Raw genomic sequence first — 939 nt, forward strand, 5'->3', positions numbered from 1 at the left:
GAAATAAAACACTGTCAATCATGGAGGGAGCATTGTTATGCCACAAAAACAGAAACTTAGCATAGAGAAAAAGATCGAGATTATACGGGACTGCTTGAAAGGACGGGTCGGCATGAGTGAAGCAGCTCGCCGAGAAGGTATTTTGAAAGAAACGATGAAACGACAGGTATGCAACTACGAAGCAGATGGCGCAGAAGCTTTTTTGCCGCACAAGAACCGTGTATACAGCCCGGGGTTAAAACAACAGGCAGTAGAGGAATACTTATCTGGTAGGAAAAGCCAGTTGGATATATGTAAAAAATATCATATTCGGAAGCAAGCGCGGCTACGAAGATGGATTAAGGTGTATACTGCACATGGAAACTTCAAATCTTTACAGTTTTCAGGAGGAGGAAGCTACATGAAGCAGGGACGGGAAACTACGCTGGAAGAACGTATACAGATTGTCAGGGAATGCATAGCTTGCGGGAAGAACTACGGCGAGATGGCATTGAAATACCAAGTGAGTTACCAACAGGTGCGTACTTGGACGCTTCGCTTTGAACAGATGGGGAAAGCCGGCCTGGAGGATCGTCGCGGTCGCCGCAAGAAAGACCAAACGCCCCGTACCGAACTGGAGCAAGCTCAAATTGAGATTGAACAACTTAAGCACAGATTGTATTTGTCAGAACTGGAGAACACACTGCTAAAAAAATTGGACGAAATAGAGAGGAGAGATGCCTCTCGGAAGTAAGGCAGCACCATATTTACAGAGCAATTCAGGAATGTCATAAGGAACAGGGCTACTCCATTGAGGCCGCCTGCGAATTGCTTCATGTTGCCCGTTCCGCCTACCACAAATGGGCTTGCGGAAAATTGAGCCGCAGAACTTCGGAAAACGAACAGTTAGCGGACAAGATTGCAAGAATCCATATGGAAAGCCCAGATAAAGGCTACCGG

The 939-nt window shown here is 46.4% G+C and carries 1 protein-coding gene; it reads left to right on the plus strand.

From position 1 onward, the window contains the following. Positions 1–37 precede the first annotated feature (37 nt). Positions 38–733, plus strand: coding sequence for a helix-turn-helix domain-containing protein (locus ACTQ3V_RS15625; RefSeq protein WP_441468295.1), 696 nt, complete (start codon positions 38–40; stop codon positions 731–733). Positions 734–939 lie beyond the last annotated feature (206 nt).

The sequence above is a fragment of the Candidatus Agathobaculum pullicola genome (genome assembly GCF_052117205.1).
Taxonomy (GTDB): Bacteria; Bacillota; Clostridia; order Oscillospirales; family Butyricicoccaceae; genus Agathobaculum; species Agathobaculum pullicola.